Origin of the sequence: Phenylobacterium sp. (assembly GCF_004297125.1) — a bacterium.
Taxonomy (GTDB): Bacteria; Pseudomonadota; Alphaproteobacteria; order Caulobacterales; family Caulobacteraceae; genus Phenylobacterium.
The window spans coordinates 46152-61396 of sequence record NZ_SCVD01000023.1 but is presented as its reverse complement, the minus strand read 5'-3'; the positions used below and the strand labels follow the sequence as shown (position 1 = coordinate 61396).

Below are 15245 nucleotides of genomic sequence, written 5' to 3'. Positions count from 1 at the left end.
TGCCGGCCCTCTGGCCCCTTCGGCTCATTCCGCGACGTTCGCCGCCGTTCTTGACGGCGCTGGCGATCAGCGCCGCGTCGCTGGCGGCCGCGGTGGGGCTGCGCGCCATCCTGCTCGGGCCGCAGAACGCCACCGGCCTCTCGGCTACGACCTTCCCCGCCCTGATCATCGCCACGCTCTACGCAGGTCCCCGCTGGGGCTGGGCGACGCTCGCGGCGGCGCTGGTCGCCGGCTTCTGGGCGCCGCTGACCACCGCTGTAGGGGTCTCGAACGGCGCGGTGATCGCGATGTTCACGGTGTCCGCCGTCCTGACCATCGTCGTCTCGTCCAGCCTGCGCGAGGCCCTGCTGCGCCTCGACGAGGCCAACGCCGCCCAGGGAAAGGCGCAGAAGGCGCTGGAGGCCACCGAGGCGCGATTCCGCGCCCTGGCCGACAGCGCCCCGATCCTGATGTGGGTCACCCGCACCGACGGCAAGCGCGAGTTCGCCAACCAAGCCTATGTCGATTTTCTGGGCGACAGCTTCCAGACCGCGCTGGACTTCGACTGGCGCAAGGTCCTGCACCCCGACGACCTGCCGCGCATCCTGCAGGAGCAGGTGGCCGGAGAGGCCTCGCGCAGGCAGTTCACGCTGGAGGCCCGCTTCCTGCGCCACGACGGCGAATACCGCTGGGTGCGGTCCGTGTCCCAGCCGCGCTGGGGCCCGGACGGCGCGTTCGCCGGCTTCGTGGGCGTCGGCTACGACTTCACCGACGCCAGGCGGGCGGAGGAGGACCTGAAGCGGATCAACGACCTGCTGGCCGAGCGGGTCGAGGAGGCCCTGGCCGAGCGCGACGAGGCCGAGGCGGCGCTCCAGCGCGCCCAGAAGCTGGAGGCCGTGGGCCAGCTCACCGGCGGCGTGGCGCACGACTTCAACAACCTGCTGACCGTGGTGATCGGCGCGCTGGACCTGATGCAACGCCACCCCAGCGACGAGGCCCGCCGCGAACGGATGATCGAGGCCGCGCTGGGCGCCGCCCGGCGGGGCGAGCGCCTGACCCAGCAACTCCTGGCCTTCTCGCGCCGCCAGGCGCTGAAGCCCGAGCCGGTCCAGGTGGACGCGCTGCTCAAGGACTCCGAAGCCCTCCTGCGCCGGGCGGTCGGCGAGGCCGTCCGCCTGGTGATCGCCCCCAGCGCGCCCGAGGCCGTGGTGAGCCTCGACCCCAGCCAGTTCGAGGCGGCGATCATGAACCTGGTGGTCAACGCTCGCGACGCCACGCCCGCCGGCGGCATGATCCGCATCGAGACCCTGCCCGTCCGGCTGGAAGCCCGCCAGGTCGAGGCCCTGGAAGCCGGCGACTACCTTTGCGTGGCCGTCCACGACACCGGCTCGGGGATGGACGCCGCCACCATCGGGCGCGCGTTCGAACCCTTCTTCACCACAAAGCCGCCGGGCCGGGGGACGGGCCTAGGCCTCAGCCAGGTCTACGGCTTCACCCACCAGAGCGGCGGGGCGGCCACCGTGGACAGCGCCCCGGGCAAGGGCGCCAGCGTCTGCCTGTACCTGCCCCGCATCGCCGGCGACGCCGCCGCGATCGTCGACGCCCTGCCGGCCCGCGCCGACCGCGGGCCCATGCAGCGCGTGCTGCTGGTCGAGGACGACGCCCAGGTGGCGGAACTGGTCGAGGCCATGCTGCGGGACCTGGGCCACGAGGTGCGCCGCGCCGAGCACGCCGACGCGGCCCTGGCGATCCTGCGGGCCGGCGAGACCTTCGACCTGATGCTCACTGACCTGATCATGCCCGGCGACAAGTCCGGCGTGGATCTGGCGCGCGAGGCCGTCGCCCTGCGGGCGGGGCTGCCCGTGATCCTGTCGTCGGGCTATACGGGCGAGGTGCTGCTGGCCGCCGAGGACGCCCCCTGGCCTCTGCTCCGCAAGCCTTACGGCTCCCAGCAGCTCGCTAACACCATCGCTCAAGTTATCCGGCCCGCCCCCGAGAAGTGAACGGCTGAATCCACAAGCCCCTTGCGCGCCGCTGCGTGAGCCCTATATGCTCGCTTATGCTCCAAGTGAGCAAAAGGGAGTAGCGCCGAGCCTCGACGCCCGGCGCATTTTATAGGCCTGAGAAATGCTCACTTTGAGCATAAGGAGGGATCCATGGCCGCTGACGGTTTCCAGTTCCCGTTTACCCCCGCTGTCCAGGCGCAGACCGCTCCCGCGTGGGAGAAGGTGAAGCGCCACGTCACGCCCATGGAATGGCGGCTCCAGGCGCCGCTGATCGCCGAGATCAACCGGCTGAAGCGCGAGAAGAACGCGGTCATCCTGGCCCACAACTATATGACGCCCGAGATCTTCCACGGGGTCGGCGACTACGTGGGCGACAGCCTGGGCCTGGCCAAGGCGGCCGCGCGCTCGGACGCCGCGGTGATCGTCCAGGCCGGCGTTCACTTCATGGCCGAGACGTCCAAGATCCTGTCGCCGGAGAAGCGCGTCCTGATCCCGGACCTGCGCGCCGGCTGCAGCCTCGCCAGCTCGATCACCGGCGCCGACGTGCGGCTGATCAAGCAGCGCTACCCCGGCCTGCCGGTGGTCACCTACGTGAACACCACCGCCGACGTGAAGGCCGAGACCGACATCTGCTGCACCAGCGCCAACGCCGTGCAGGTCGTCGAGGAAGCCGCGCGCCTCTGGGGCGTCGACCGGGTGATCATGATCCCGGACGAGTTCCTGGCCCGCAACGTGGCCCGCCAGACCGACATCAAGATCATCGCCTGGAAGGGCCGCTGCGAGGTGCATGAGCGCTTCACCGCCGCCGACATCCTGGAGATCAAGGAGGCCTATCCCGACGCCGAGGTCCTGGCGCACCCCGAGTGCCCGGCCGAGGTGCTGGAGGTCTCCGACTTCGCCGGCTCCACCGCGGCCATGAACGACTACGTGATCCAGCGGAAGCCGAAGCGCGTGGTGCTGATCACCGAGTGCTCGATGGCCGACAACGTCGCCGCCGACGCGCCCGACACCGAGTTCGTGCGCCCCTGCAACCTGTGCCCGCACATGAAGATGATCAGCCTGGAGAACATCTACGAGGCGCTGCTCCACGACCGCCACGAGGTGACCGTCGACCCGGCGATCGCCGACCGCGCCCGCCTGGCCGTTCAGCGGATGATCGACCTGCCGCCGCCGGCGGTCCCGGCGCGCTATGACCTCGTGAAGGCCCGCCACCACGTCGATGTGGAGCTGATCTGATGGCCGAGCGCCTCCGTCATGACGGGGTGCTGGTGGTCGGCGCGGGCCTTGCGGGGCTCTCCGCCGCCCTGGCCGCCGCGCCCGCCAAGGTGCTGCTGCTGACCGAGGCCGCGCTGAACCACGGCTGTTCCTCGGCCTGGGCCCAGGGCGGTGTCGCCGCGGCGCTCTCGGCTGACGACGCGCCCGCGCTGCACGCCGCGGACACCGTCATGGCCGGCGCGGGTCTGGTGGTTCCCGAGGCCGCTCGCCTGCTGGCCGAGGAAGGGCCCGATGCGGTGCGCCGGCTGGCCGCCCTGGGCGCGCCCTTCGACCGCAGGGCCGACGGCGGCTTCGCCCAAAGCCTGGAGGCCGCCCACTCCAGGGCGCGGGTCGCCCGCGTGAAGGGCGACCAGGCCGGCCGCGCGATCATGGAGGCGGTGACGGTCGCCGCCCTGGCCGCCCCGCACATTCAAGTGAAGACCGGCGCCAAGCTGACCGGCCTGCTGCAGGACGCCACCGGCCGCATCCGTGGCGTGCTGGCCCGCATCGACGGCCAGCCCGTCGAGATCACCGCCCACGCCGTGATCCTGGCCACCGGTGGCGTCGGCGGCCTGTACGCCGTCACCACCACCCCGGCCGAGCTGAAGGGCGAGGGCCTCGGCCTGGCCGCCCTGGCCGGCGCGACGGTCGCCGATCCCGAGTTCGTGCAGTTCCACCCCACGGCCATCGACATCGGCCGCGACCCCGCGCCGCTCGCCACCGAGGCCCTGCGCGGCGAGGGCGCCAAACTGATCGACGCCGCCGGCCGCGCCTTCATGGCCAACTACCACCCTGCCGCCGAGCTCGCCCCACGCGACGTGGTGGCCCGCGCCATCCACGCCGAGCGCGCGGTCCGCGGCGGCGCCTTCCTGGACGCCCGCGAGGCCGTGGGCGCCCACTTCCCCGAGGAATTCCCGGCCGTCTTCGCGGCCTGCATGGCGGGCGGCATCGACCCGCGGGTGCAGCCGATCCCGGTGGCCCCCGCCTGCCACTACCACATGGGCGGGATCGCCACGGACACCGACGGCGCGACCTCGCTCCCCGGCCTCTACGCCGCCGGAGAGTGCGCCTCGACCGGCGTCCACGGGGCCAACCGCCTGGCCTCGAACTCGCTGTTGGAAGCCGCGGTCTTTGGTCAGCGGGCTGGACGGGCCGCCGCCGCGCTCCCGCCTCCGCCCCCCGCGCCGCACACGGCGGTCACCGCGACCGAACTGCCCGACGAGGCGCTGCAGACGCTGCGCGAGGCGATGAGCCGCGACGCCGGCGTGGTCCGCGACGCCGCGGGCCTCGTCCGCCTGCTCAATCTGATCGGCGCCCTGGAGACCCGGCACGGCCGCAGCGCCCCGCTGGTCGCCGCCCGCCTGGTCGCGGCCTGCGCCCTGGCCCGCCGGGAGAGCCGCGGCGGCCACTTCCGGTCCGATTTCCCGGAACCGCTCGAGCCCGAGCGGACCTTTGTCACCCTGGACCGGATCGACCGGGCCGGCCTTAAGTACGCGGCGGAATGATCCACCCCCTTCCCGACCTCCTGATCCAGCCCATCGTCCGCGCCGCCCTCGCCGAAGACCTCGGCCGGGCCGGCGACATCACGGCCCAGGCCTGCGTGCCGGCCGACGCCAAGCTCACCGCCGACTTCTCCGCCCGCCGCGGCGGGGTGGTGGCGGGCCTGTCCTGCATCCGCCTCGCCCTGGCCGAGCTGGATCCCTCGGTCACCGTCGAACCCCTGACCGCGGACGGCCAGGCCGTGCCCGCCAGCACCACCCTGGCTCGGGTCAGCGGCAATGCGCGGGCGATCCTCACCGCCGAGCGCACCGCGCTGAACCTGGTGGGCCGCCTCTGCGGTATCGCCACCCTCACCCAGGACTTCGTCGACGCGGTCGCCGGCACGAGCGCGAAGATCACAGACACGCGCAAGACCACGCCTGGCCTGCGCGCCCTGGAGAAGTACGCCGTACGCTGCGGAGGCGGGGTCAACCACCGCTTCGGCCTGGATGACGCCATCCTGATCAAGGACAACCACGTGGCCGCCTGTGGCTCGGTCGGCGAGGCCATCCGCCGCGCCAAGGCCTTCGCCGGCCATCTGGTGAAGGTCGAGGTCGAGGTGGACAGCCTGGTCCAGCTCCAGGAAGCCCTGGCGCACGACCCGGACGTGATCATGCTGGACAACTTCACGCTGCAGGACATGCGCGAGGCGGTGAAGCTGGCCGATCGGCGCGTGACTCTCGAGGCCTCGGGCGGCGTGACCCTCGACACGGTGCGCGCCATCGCCGAGACGGGGGTGGACGTGATCAGCGTCGGCGCCCTCACCCACTCCGCCAAGGTGCTCGACATCGGCCTCGACGCCGTCGGAAACTAACCGCGGTCCCGTGGGTTGAGACCTTTCACCGGTCTGCAGTCCGAGCAGCCCGTCGACGCCGTCCAGCACGGCATCAGGCCCGCTAGGCCAGCCGGAAGCGCCCATCCCTGAGGCCGGCGAAGATCGCCTCGGCCGTCTGGTCGGGCGACTGTCCCGTGGTGTCGATGCGATGGCGTGCTTCGCCCGCCTCACTCTGCAGCGCCTGCCACATCTGCCGCACCACGCCGACGTCCCGCATGGCGTCCGGGACGGTCCGGCCAGTCGCCCGACTGACGGTCGTGGGCTCGTCCGGCAACAGCACGACGTAGTGCAGCTCGACCTCGTGGGTCCGCGCGGCCTCGATCCACGGGGCGAAGAACCAGGGCCCAACGATCCCGTCGATGAAGACCTCGTAGCCGCCCCTGGCGCAGATCCCGGCCGACGCCGCCACGGCGTTCATCAGCGTGACGTTCTGGTCCCGCGACTCCGGCATCCACGGCGGCACGAAGCCCTTCTTCACGTAGGCGTACATATCGTCGGTGTGCATGTGCATGGCCAACGCCGCGGTGGTCCGCTGCGACAGCCGCCGCGAGACGGTGGATTTCCCCGCGCCCGGCGGCCCTGAAACGATGACGAGTCTTCCCATGCGACAGGTGTAGCGCCTCGTCGGACCTCTATCTTCAACCAAATGGTTGACAATTGAAGTCCGAACCAACACATTCAACCACATGGTTGAACTAAAGACCGCGTCCGCCGCCCGGCTCGACGCCGTGTTCCACGCCCTCGGCGACGCCACGCGCCGCCAGATGCTCCGCGACCTGGCCGGCGGTCAGCGCAGCGTCGGCGAGTTGGCCTCACCGCATCACATGTCGCTCGCTGCGGCTTCCAAGCACATCAAGGCGTTGGAGAAGGCCGGCCTGGTCAACCGAACCATACGCGGACGCACCCACATCTGCCGGCTGGAAGCCCGTCCGCTGGAAGACGCCCGTGAGTGGATCAATTTCTACGAGCGCTTCTGGAACAGCCGCCTCGACGTCCTCGAAGGTCTCCTGCGCGGCGAGCCCACCCCCGAGCCCCAAGGAGACGACCGATGACCGAGACCGCCCTCAGCGCCTATGGCGAACTGATCGACCCCGTCAGCGTGAGGATCGAACGCATGCTGCCCGGCCCCGTCGAGCGGGTCTGGGCCTATCTCACCGAGAGCGACATGCGCGCCCAGTGGCTGGCCAGCGGCGACATGAAGCTGGAGCCCGGCGCCCCGGTCGAGTTCGTCTGGCGCAACGACGAACTGGGCGGCGGCGCTGAGCACCGGCCGGAGGGCGTCCCGGAGGAACGGCGGATGCAGTGCGCCGTCGTCCGGGCCGAGGCCCCTCGCATGCTGGTGATCCGCTGGGGCGAGTCCGGCAGCGAAGTGACTTTCGAACTGGAGCCGAGAGGGTCCGAGGTGAATCTCGTCCTCACCCACCGCCGCCTGCCCGACCGCGCGAACCTGCTCGGCGTCTCGGCCGGCTGGCACGCCCACCTGGAGCTTCTGATGGCCCGCTTGAATGGAACGGCGGCGCCCTCGTTCTGGAAGACCTGGACAGATCTCAGGACCGCCTACGACCAGCGCCTGCCCGCCTGACGCCGCCCCCACCGCAAGCCCGAGGAGTTCCCATGAACACGCCCCCCGTCGTTTCGCCCGAGGCCTGGGAAGCCGCCCGCGAGCAGCTGCTCGTGAAGGAGAAGGCCCACACGCACGCGCGCGACGCTCTGGCCGCTGAGCGCCGGCGGATGCCTTGGATGGCCGTGGACAAGACTTACGCGTTCGAGACCCCCGACGGCCGCAAGAGCCTGCTCGGGCTGTTCGACGGGCGTCGCCAGCTCATCGTCTACCGCGCGTTCTACGAACCGGGGGTGTTCGGATGGCCCGACCATGCCTGCCGCGGCTGCTCCATGGTGGCGGACCAGGTCGCCCACCCCGCCCACCTGAACGCGCGGGACACCACCCTCGTCTTCGCCTCCCGCGCGCCGCAGGCCGATGTCGCGCGGCTCAAGGCGCGGATGGGTTGGGAGGCGATCCCCTGGGTCACCCTGACGGACGGGTTCGACGCCGATTTCGGGGTCGATGAGTGGCACGGCACCAACGTGTTCTACCGCGATGACGACGGCCGCGTGTTCCGGACCTACTTCGTCAACAACCGCGGCGACGAGCAGATGGGGAGCACCTGGAACTACCTCGACATCACCCCGCTCGGCCGCCAGGAGGTCTGGGAGGACTCGCCGCAGGGCTATCCGCAGACCCCGACCTACAAGTGGTGGAACTGGCACGACAACTACGCGGCCGAAGCCGCGCCCGACCCCAAGTGGGTCGAGGTGTCCGACGCCGGCGAGGCGACGTTCCGGAAGCTCGACGAAGGCGCGCGGTCATGAGCCTGACCCCGCGCAGGGCCGCCGACGGCCTGGCCCTCGCGGCGGCTCCGACCTTCGCGGCGATGGCGTTCCTGAGCGCCCTGGATGCCGGCCCCGGGGTGATCCTGTGTTCGCCCGCGCATGCCTCGCCGCTCAGCGGAATGGTCCCGATGTACCTGCTGATGAGCGTGTTCCACGCCTCGCCGTGGCTGAAGCGGGTCCGCTCGGACGCGCCTCGTCGGACCTGAGGCGGCCTTCGTCGCATTAACGAGGTGTCATTAGCGCGGGTCGGCCCGATGCGCTTAGGGTCCGGGCCATGCTTAAGCCAGCCCTCATCGCCGCCGCCCTGCTCGCCATGGCCTCCGTCGCCCAGGCCCAGCCCGCCGCGGGCGGCTATCCGAAGCTGATTCCCGCCCCCGGCGGCGAGGTGGTCATCCCCGGCCCGGGCAGCCAGCAGGCGTATGACGAACTCAAATATGCGCCGGCCCGCCGAGCGGGCGACTACCTCTACATCTCCGGCGTTATCGCGGGCCCGCGGGGCGCGGCGGAGCGCGACGGCCCCGCCTTCACCGAACAGACAAGGCGCGCCTTCCGGTCAATCGAGGCGATCCTGAAGGCCGAGGGCGTGGGCTTCGCCGACGTCGTGATGATCAACACGTTCCACGTCTGGGACGGCCCGGGCTTCAAGGGCACGCGCGACGAGCAATTCGCGGCCTTCGCCAAGGCCAAGGACGAGTTCATGGCCGCCCCGCACCCCGCCTGGACGGCGGTGGGCACGACGGGCCTGCTGGCCGACGACGGGGTGGTGGAGATCCAGATGATCGCCTACGCACCCCGCAAACGCTAAGCCGTCAGCTCGCCTTCCTGAGCACCGCCACGCCGATGTCCGGGGCGCGGCTGCCCGCGCCCGGATGCACCTTGAAGGCGCTGATCAGCTGGCTGAGGTCGCGCGCCTGGCGCGACAGCGTGTGGCTGGCCGCCGTGCTCTGCTCGACCATGGCCGCGTTCTGCTGGGTCGAGTGATCCATCTGGTTGATCGACGTGTTGACCTGGCCCAGGGCCGACGACTGTTCCCGCGCCGAAGCCGCGATCTGGGTGACCACGACCGCGATCTCGTTGAACTGGCCGAAGATCTGGTTCAGCGCCTCGCCGGTCTGGGCGACCAGGTCGACGCCGGCGCCCACCTGGCGGCTGGAGGCCGAGATCAGGGTCTTGATCTCCTTGGCCGCATCGGCGGACCGCTGGGCCAGCTGGCGCACCTCGGAGGCCACGACCGCGAAGCCCTTGCCCGCCTCGCCGGCGCGAGCCGCCTCGACGCCGGCGTTCAAGGCCAGCAGGTTGGTCTGGAAAGCGATCTCGTCGATCACGCCGATGATCTGGCCGATCTGGTTTGACGAGGCCGAGATCTCGTCCATGGCGGCGACCGCGCGGCCCACGATCTCGCTGCTCGCGTCAGCGCTGGCGCGGGCGGAGGTGACGACGGTGTCGGCCTGCTGGGCGCCCTCGGCGGTCCGGCGGACCGTCGCGGTGATCTCGTCCAGGGCGGCGGCGGTCTGTTCGAGCGTCGCGGCCTGGGACTCGGTCCGGCGGGCCATGTTGTCGGCCGCCTGGCTGATCTCGGCCGAGCCGGCCGACATGGAGTTCGAGTTGTCCTGGATCTTGCCCAGGGTGCGCTCGAGGTTCGACAGCGCGCCGTTGAAGTCGTTGCGGAGCTGCTCGTAGGAGCCGTTGAACGCGGTGTCGATGCGATAGGTCAGGTCCCCGGCCGACAGGCGCGACAGCCCCTGGGCCAGGGCCTGGACGACGGCGGCCTGTTCGGCCTGCACCTGGGCGCGCTCGGCCTCGGTGGCGGCGCGCTGGCGGGTGACATCCTGGGCCGAGACCTCGGCCTCGTGCTCCAGGCGCAGCCGCGCCAGGGCGCCTTCCTTGAAGCTCAGCACGGCCTGGGCCATCTCGCCGACCTCGTCCTTGCGGTCGGCGGCGGGGATGGTGACTTCGTTGTCGCCGGACGCCAGCTTGCGCATGATCTGGGTCATCGCGCGCACCGGCGCGGCGATCGAGCGGGCGAGGATGGCGCAGCAGGCCACCGCCAGGACACCGAGCAGGACGATTCCACCGATCAGGCCCAGCGTCACGCGCTGCATGGCGGCGGCCTGAGCGGCCTTCTCCCGTTCCTGGGTCTTTACGGCCAGGTCGTTGATGGCATCAAGGGCGTCTTCCACCGGTCCGATCGCCTTGTCGGCGACGCCGTCGTTGCTCACCAGGGCGAAGGCCTGCTCGCGAGTCGTCGGGTCCGAGCCCAGGGCGATGCCGACGTTCAGCGCCACCTTCTCGTAGTTGGCGAAGGCGGTCTCGACCGCCTGCACGCGGGCCAGGTCGGCCGGGTCGCCGGTGGCCAGTTCGCGGAGCGCCTTCAGGGACTGGAAGAACTTGGGCTTATGCGCCTCGTTGATCCGTTTGATGTAGTAGTTGTCGCTCGAAATCAGGAACCCGCGCAGGGAGTTCTCCTGGCGCGCCAGCCGGAAGGTCGCGTCCTGCGCGGCCGATAGAACCTGGCGCGCGTGCTCGGTGCGACCCACCGAAGCGCTCAGCGACGCGTTGTTGAGGTAGAGCGCCAGACCACCGGCTGCGATGGTGGCGAGCATCGCCGAGAAGACCAAGATGAGCTTCGCTGAAATCGAGAAATTGCTGAACTTCACGGACATCCTGCCGGCAAGAGGAGATTTCCACTTCGACATACGCGGATATTGCTACTCGCCGATTAAGGTGAACGCGTTCGCAATGGGACAACATGTCGCAGATTCCCATTCTTCCCATGAAAATAAGCTTCTAGCGCTATGGTTGTAGTTCGCGTTGACCAGAGGTTCACTCTCTAACCTTAATGATGTGACTGACTTTCCAGCAGGCCACAGGTCAACACTCGAATGAACAAGCTACTTCGGACGTCGGCCCTCGCCGTCCTTCTCGCGAGCACGTCCGCCCACGCCATGGCGCAGACGACCGATGAGCGCATCGCGGCGCTGGAGGCCAGGATCGCGGCCCTGACCGGCGAACTGTCGGACCTCAAGGCTGAGACCAAGAAGGCCAACCAGGACATCAACAAGAAGCTGGCCGCCACCGCCACGCTCTCCAACGCGCGACCAACGATCACCAGCGCCGACGGCGCCAACAGGTTCGCCATCCGCGCCGTCGCCCAGTTCGACGCCGCTGCCTACGACCGGCGCAACGACGTGCCCAATGGCGCCGACTTCAACTCCGGCTCCAACTTCCGCCGCGCCCGCCTGGGCATCGAAGGCACGGTGGCCAAGGACTGGAACTACAACCTCACCGGCGAGTTCGGCGGCAGCGGTTCGGAAGCCGCCCAACTGAACGCGGCCTATGTCGAGTACGCCGGCTGGAAGCCCGCCGAAGGCGTCGCCGCCCGGCTGCGCATCGGCGCCTGGGCCACGCCCACCGGCCTGGAAGACGCCACCTCGAATACCGAGGGCCTGTTCCTGGAACGCGCCGCGGTCGCCGAGATGGTCCGCAACCTGGCCGGCGGCGATGGCCGTTCGGGCGTCGGCGTGCTGGCCAACGGCCAGCGCTGGACCGCCACCGCCGTCTTCACCGGCGCCCTGGTCGGCGGCACGGGCGAGTTCGACGAACAGACCGGCTACCTCGCCCGCTTGGCCTTCGCCCCGGTCCATGGCGAAGACTACGCCATCCACGTGGGCGGCAATATCCAGGTCGTCCTCAGTGTCGCCGACACCGGCGCCGGCGCGGCCAAGGTCACCCAGGTCCGGCTGCGCGAGCGGCCCGAGCTGCGCGTCGATGGCACGCGCCTGGTGGACACCAACGCCCTGAACGCCGACGGCGTCACGGCCTACGGGCTGGAGCTGGGCGCCAACTACCGAAACTTCCAGATCTCGGCCGAAGCCTTCCAGGTCGACGTCGATCGCACCACCGGCTTCAACCCGCGCTTCGGCGGCTGGTACGTCCAGGGAGCGTGGACCATCACCGGCGAACAGCACGCCTGGTCCAGCGCCACTGGCGGCTTCAAGGGGATCAAGCCCGCGAACAACTTCAGCCCCGCCGACGGGACCTGGGGCGCCTGGGAAATCGCCGGCCGCTACAGCGTCCTCGACCTCGACGACCATGCCGGGAACGCTGGCGTGGCCACCCCTGCGGGCGGCGTCCGCGGCGGCGAACAGACGATCGCGACCGTGGGCCTCAACTGGTATCCGAACGCGGTCTACCGCTTCCAGGCCCAGTACCAGCACGTGAACATCGACCGCCTGAGCGCCACCGGCGTCCAGGTCGGCGAAGATGTCGACATCGTCTCGCTGCGCAGCCAGTTCGCGTTCTAGGCCGGCTGCAGCCGGTTCGCCGCCTCGGCCGCCGCCTCCGCGCGGCTGTCGATGGCGGCGGCCATCCGGGCCTTCACCGCCGCCAGCACCTCCGGCCGCGCCAGTTCCGGCCGGCCTGAGTTGAACGGCGGCGCAGGCGCGTATTCCAGCCCGAGCTGCGTGCCCTCGGCATAATCGCGGCCAGCTAACTCCTCCAGCAGCACCAGGGCGAAGTCGATGCCCGCGGTCACTCCGCCGCCGGTGATCACATTGCCGTCCCGCGCCACGCGCTCCTCCGACACGATCGCGCCGAACGCCGGCAGCAGCTCGCGCCAGGCCCAGTGGGTCGCCGCCCGCTTGCCCTGCAGGAAGCCCGCCGCGCCCAGGATCAGCGACCCCGTACACACGGAGGTGAGGTAGGTCGCCTGCGCCCCCAGCCGGCGGATGTGGCCCATGAAGGCGTCGTTGAGCATCGCCTCCGTGGTCCCGAAGCCGCCCGGCAGGCAGAGCACGTCGCAGTGCTCGATCTTCGCCAGGTCGGCAAGCTTCGTGAAGGTCAGGCCCTCGGCGTCGACATCGACGCCGCCCAGCGACGCCACCGTCACCTCGGCGTTCGGCGTGCGCGCGAGGACCTGGTGCGGCCCGGTGAAGTCCAGGTGCGTCACACCCGGGTAGAGTACGAAGAGGATCTGCAGCTTGGGCATGGGCGCCTCCTGAATTGAGGCCGGCAAGCTAGGCTTGGCGCCGCCTGGCTGAAATGCCATTGTTCCGGCAATTCCTGCCATCCGCGGTCCCAGCCCATGAGCCGACGCCTCGCCCTGGTGATCTTCCCCGGCTTCCAGTTGCTGGACGCGGCCGGCCCCATCGCGGCCTTCGAGATCGCCGAGCGCTACCGGGGGGGCAGCTACGATCTCGCCGTCGTCGCGCCGGGCGGCGGCCAGGTCGCCAGCTCGTCCGGCGTGAAGTTCGCCGCCGCCACCCTGCCTGCGGGGCCGTTCGACACCATCATGATCTCCGGCGGCGACGGCACGCGTTCGCTCAAGGAGCTGGGCCAGATCGTGGCCTGGCTGAAACGCACGGCCGCCCGCCGTCAGACCAGCGTCTGCTCCGGCGCCTACGTCCTGGCCGAGGCAGGTTTGCTGGACGGCCGCCGCGCGACCACCCATTGGAGCCGCACCGACGACTTCGCGCGGCGCTACCCGAAGGTGAAGCTGGACGCCGACCGCATCTTCATCCGGGACGGCGAGGTCTGGACCTCGGCGGGCATCACCGCCGGCATCGACCTGGCGCTGGCCCTGGTTGAGGACGACCTGGGCGCCGAGGTCGCCCGGCGCGTGGCCCAGCAGCTGGTCGTCCACCAGCGCCGGCCCGGCGGCCAGTCGCAGTTCTCGGCCCTGGTCGAGCTGGGCGGTCGATCGGGCCGGTTCGCGGAGCTCATGGACTGGATGCGCGCCCACCTGGGCGAGGCCCTCACCGTCGAGCGCTTGGCCGCCGAAGCCGCCATGAGCCCGCGCAACTTCGCCCGCGCCTTCACCGCCGAGACCGGGACGACACCGGCCAAGGCCGTGGAACGCCTTCGCCTGGAAGCGGCTCGCACCGCGGTGGAGACCGGCCACGCGCCGATCGACCGGGTCGCGGAGTCCGCGGGCTTCGGCGACCCTGAGCGGATGCGTCGCGCGTTCCTGCGCGCCTTCGGGCAACCGCCGCAGGCCTTGCGGCGCGCGGCGCGGGCCTGAGCTCGCCCGGTCGGCTAAGACGCGGCGATCTTGGCGCCCTGCTCGAGGGGCTCGAGGAAATAGCCGATCGGCACGTCCAGGCACCGCGAGAGTTGCACCAGCATCGGCAACGACAGGGGAGTCTGGCCGGTCTCGTACTTGTGGATCTGCTGGAGGCTGACCCCGCAGCGCGCGGAGACCTGCGCCAGGGAAAGGCGCAGCTCGCGACGGCGGTCCCCCAGGCGCTTCCCCACCGCCCTGCTGATATCTTCAGGTGTCACGCAATGGCGCCCCAGGCTGTTCACGGGCGTCGCGGAGCAATCCGCGAGCCATCTACGCCCGCTTGATACCGCCGCCAGCTGACTGGGAGATGAACTGCCTCAGAAGTAGGCAACATCGTGTCGCACTGCAGCAATTGAACCCAATGTTCGCTTGTGAGTTGAAAGGAGGGTGCAGGCAGGAACCGCCCCACCTCCCCATGGTTGAGCGCCTGGGACGGCCGCGTGTAGCGGCTTCGGCTGCTTATTTCAGGGATGCACCAATGAAGTTCAGAGTTCTCTCAGCGCTGGCCTGCGCGTCGGCCTTCTGCTTCGCCGCAAGTGCGGCGCAGGCGGACGTGACCTTCATCGGCTATCAAACCGCCCCGAACGCGGGCGAAACGCTCGTGACGGACTTCGAAGGGGGTCCGACCCTCGGCGATGTGACCTTCCTGCTGCCCGGGTACACGCTCAGCGGCGACGGGTTGTTGTTCACTGGGTCAGTGTACGGGGTCAGCGCCGCTCCGGCGACCAGCGCGACGACGAAGGATACGACGCAGTATCTTACGCTGCAGCGCGGCGACATGGTCACGCTCGACACGCCGCTCCTGAAGTCGATCAGCTTCTACATCGGCTCGTTGGACCGCTTCAACAGCTTCACCTTCCACCTGGCCGACGGCACGACCGAGGTCGTGACCGGCGCGATCCTCGCCGCGCTCCCGGGCATGGACGCCAACGGCAGCCAGACCGGCTTCACGTCCAACGGCCGCCTGACGTTCACCTTCGACAGCTCGATCGACGGCATCGATTTTGCATCGGGCGGCAACTCACTTGAGATCGGCGACATCGCCGCGGTGAGCGCGGTGCCGGAGCCGGCGGCCTGGGCGATGATGATCCTGGGCTTCGGCGGCGTCGGCGGCCTGGTCCGCAAGCGCCGGGTGTGGCTCGCACCCGCCTGACATCCGTCCCTTGAACAAGGCCCGGCC

At 70.2% G+C, this 15245-nt stretch carries 16 protein-coding genes; 12 read left to right on the top strand and 4 right to left on the bottom strand.

Annotated elements, in window-relative coordinates:
• Positions 1-50 precede the first annotated feature (50 nt).
• The 4 genes from EPO51_RS15885 (at position 51) to nadC (ending at position 5592) form a co-directional block, all read left to right on the top strand.
• Positions 51-1982, top strand: a complete 1932-nt coding sequence (locus EPO51_RS15885; protein WP_293352273.1) for an ATP-binding protein — start codon at positions 51-53, stop codon at positions 1980-1982.
• Positions 1983-2135: 153 nt separating this feature from the next.
• On the top strand, positions 2136-3221 hold the full coding sequence (nadA, locus tag EPO51_RS15880; protein WP_293352271.1) for a quinolinate synthase NadA: 1086 nt from the start codon (positions 2136-2138) through the stop codon (positions 3219-3221).
• A complete protein-coding gene (locus tag EPO51_RS15875) occupies positions 3221-4744 on the top strand; it encodes an L-aspartate oxidase (RefSeq protein WP_465246609.1) in 1524 nt (507 codons plus the stop codon). The genes nadA and EPO51_RS15875 overlap by 1 nt, the downstream gene beginning before the upstream one ends.
• Complete coding sequence (nadC, locus tag EPO51_RS15870) at positions 4741-5592, top strand: carboxylating nicotinate-nucleotide diphosphorylase (protein WP_293352269.1); 852 nt, start codon at positions 4741-4743, stop codon at positions 5590-5592. Before EPO51_RS15875 ends, nadC begins: the two co-directional genes overlap by 4 nt.
• Positions 5593-5674: 82 nt before the next feature.
• Here the strand turns inward: nadC and EPO51_RS15865 are convergent, their stop codons facing one another.
• Positions 5675-6217: an AAA family ATPase gene (locus EPO51_RS15865; protein WP_293352267.1), complete on the bottom strand. Its 543-nt coding sequence runs from the start codon at positions 6215-6217 to the stop codon at positions 5675-5677.
• A gap of 82 nt (positions 6218-6299) precedes the next feature.
• On the opposite strand from EPO51_RS15865, the gene EPO51_RS15860 reads away from it, so the two are divergent.
• The 5 genes from EPO51_RS15860 to EPO51_RS15840 all read left to right on the top strand — a co-directional run bounded on the left by EPO51_RS15860 (position 6300) and on the right by EPO51_RS15840 (position 8809).
• Positions 6300-6665: an ArsR/SmtB family transcription factor gene (locus EPO51_RS15860; protein ID WP_293352265.1), complete on the top strand. Its 366-nt coding sequence runs from the start codon at positions 6300-6302 to the stop codon at positions 6663-6665.
• Positions 6662-7195 carry an SRPBCC family protein gene (locus tag EPO51_RS15855; RefSeq protein ID WP_293352263.1) on the top strand — a complete coding sequence of 178 codons (534 nt, stop codon included), beginning with the start codon at positions 6662-6664 and terminating at the stop codon, positions 7193-7195. The genes EPO51_RS15860 and EPO51_RS15855 overlap by 4 nt, the downstream gene beginning before the upstream one ends.
• Before the next feature lie 32 nt (positions 7196-7227).
• Entirely contained in the window at positions 7228-7983 is a 756-nt protein-coding gene (locus EPO51_RS15850; RefSeq protein ID WP_293352261.1) for a DUF899 domain-containing protein, read from the top strand.
• Complete coding sequence (locus tag EPO51_RS15845) at positions 7980-8210, top strand: hypothetical protein (RefSeq protein ID WP_293352260.1); 231 nt, start codon at positions 7980-7982, stop codon at positions 8208-8210. Before EPO51_RS15850 ends, EPO51_RS15845 begins: the two co-directional genes overlap by 4 nt.
• Positions 8211-8278: 68 nt before the next feature.
• Positions 8279-8809, top strand: coding sequence for a Rid family hydrolase (locus tag EPO51_RS15840; RefSeq protein WP_293352258.1), 531 nt, complete (start codon positions 8279-8281; stop codon positions 8807-8809).
• 4 nt (positions 8810-8813) lie between these two features.
• On the opposite strand, the gene EPO51_RS15835 is transcribed toward EPO51_RS15840, so the two are convergent.
• Positions 8814-10661, bottom strand: a complete 1848-nt coding sequence (locus tag EPO51_RS15835; protein WP_293352256.1) for a methyl-accepting chemotaxis protein — start codon at positions 10659-10661, stop codon at positions 8814-8816.
• Between the two features lie 225 nt (positions 10662-10886).
• On the opposite strand from EPO51_RS15835, the gene EPO51_RS15830 reads away from it, so the two are divergent.
• Positions 10887-12308 (top strand): porin, encoded by a 1422-nt coding sequence (locus tag EPO51_RS15830; RefSeq protein WP_293352254.1) that lies wholly within the window; start codon positions 10887-10889, stop codon positions 12306-12308.
• Here EPO51_RS15830 and EPO51_RS15825 read toward each other — a convergent pair.
• Positions 12305-12991 (bottom strand): DJ-1/PfpI family protein, encoded by a 687-nt coding sequence (locus tag EPO51_RS15825; RefSeq protein ID WP_293352252.1) that lies wholly within the window; start codon positions 12989-12991, stop codon positions 12305-12307. The two genes, EPO51_RS15830 and EPO51_RS15825, sit on opposite strands and share 4 nt — an antisense overlap.
• Before the next feature lie 96 nt (positions 12992-13087).
• On the opposite strand from EPO51_RS15825, the gene EPO51_RS15820 reads away from it, so the two are divergent.
• A complete protein-coding gene (locus EPO51_RS15820) occupies positions 13088-14023 on the top strand; it encodes a GlxA family transcriptional regulator (protein ID WP_293352250.1) in 936 nt (311 codons plus the stop codon).
• 14 nt (positions 14024-14037) lie between these two features.
• On the opposite strand, the gene EPO51_RS15815 is transcribed toward EPO51_RS15820, so the two are convergent.
• Positions 14038-14283: a helix-turn-helix domain-containing protein gene (locus tag EPO51_RS15815; RefSeq protein WP_293352248.1), complete on the bottom strand. Its 246-nt coding sequence runs from the start codon at positions 14281-14283 to the stop codon at positions 14038-14040.
• 260 nt (positions 14284-14543) lie between these two features.
• On the opposite strand from EPO51_RS15815, the gene EPO51_RS15810 reads away from it, so the two are divergent.
• The gene (locus EPO51_RS15810) at positions 14544-15218 is read left to right on the top strand and encodes a PEPxxWA-CTERM sorting domain-containing protein (RefSeq protein ID WP_293352246.1); all 675 of its coding nucleotides are present in this window, start codon (positions 14544-14546) and stop codon (positions 15216-15218) included.
• The last annotated feature ends 27 nt before the right edge of the window (positions 15219-15245 follow it).